Genomic DNA, 858 nt, shown 5'->3' with positions numbered 1-858 from the left:
GGCTCAGCATGAGAGGAAGTCATGAATCCGGCCAAGTTTACATCATTTATAATTATTGATGCAAAATTCAGTTTGAAGTAAGATGCCCACTAACTCGCGTGCAGCGCTGATCGAAAGCAGCGCCCACTCGAAGCTTTCGCACATTCAAAAAATTTATACCCATGGCCGCAGTGTCCCTGACCCCTCGAGCGCTTTACGAAGAAGTGGCGGAGCTTTTGCGCCAGCGCATCTTCAACCGCGAACTGACGCCGGGCAGCTGGATTGACGAGCTCAAGCTGGCCGAGGAATACGGCATCAGCCGAACGCCGCTGCGCGAAGCCCTGAAAGTGCTGGCCACCGAAGGCCTGGTCACGATGAAGGTGCGGCGCGGCGCCTATGTAACCGAAGTGTCTGAGCGGGACCTGGCCGATGTGTATCACCTGCTTGCGCTGCTGGAGAGCGACGCGGCCGGTGTGGTGGCCACCCAGGCGACGCCTTCCCAGCTCAAGGAACTGCAGGGCCTGCATAACGAACTCGAGAAAGCCGTCGGCAACCGTGAGCGGTTCTTCGAGATCAATGAAGCCTTTCACATGCGCCTGCTGGAAATCGCCAACAACCGCTGGCGCGACCAGATGGTGGCCGACCTGCGCAAGGTCATGAAGCTCAACCGCCACAACTCGCTGCTCAAAAGTGGCCGCATTGAAGAGTCGCTTGCCGAGCATCGCGCCATCATGCAGGCGCTGTCGTCAGGCGACGCGAATGCCACCGCGCAGCGCATGCGGGAGCACTTCAGGAACGGACTGGAAGCGGCGGCCTGACAACCCCACCTTCCGGCCGACCCCTGAATGAAATCAGGCCTGCGGCAGCGCCTCCCAGTGC

General features: G+C 59.6%; 1 protein-coding gene. It reads left to right on the top strand.

What is annotated here, in order from left to right:
• The first annotated feature begins 161 nt into the window (after window positions 1-161).
• A complete protein-coding gene (locus tag AC1DWI_RS24840) occupies window positions 162-797 on the top strand; it encodes a GntR family transcriptional regulator (RefSeq protein WP_477646492.1) in 636 nt (211 codons plus the stop codon).
• Window positions 798-858: the final 61 nt, after the last annotated feature.

Source organism: Polaromonas sp. P3_C2, assembly GCF_056402675.1.
The sequence above is the reverse complement of the archived record's forward strand: the minus strand, read 5'-3'. Positions and strand labels throughout refer to the sequence as shown.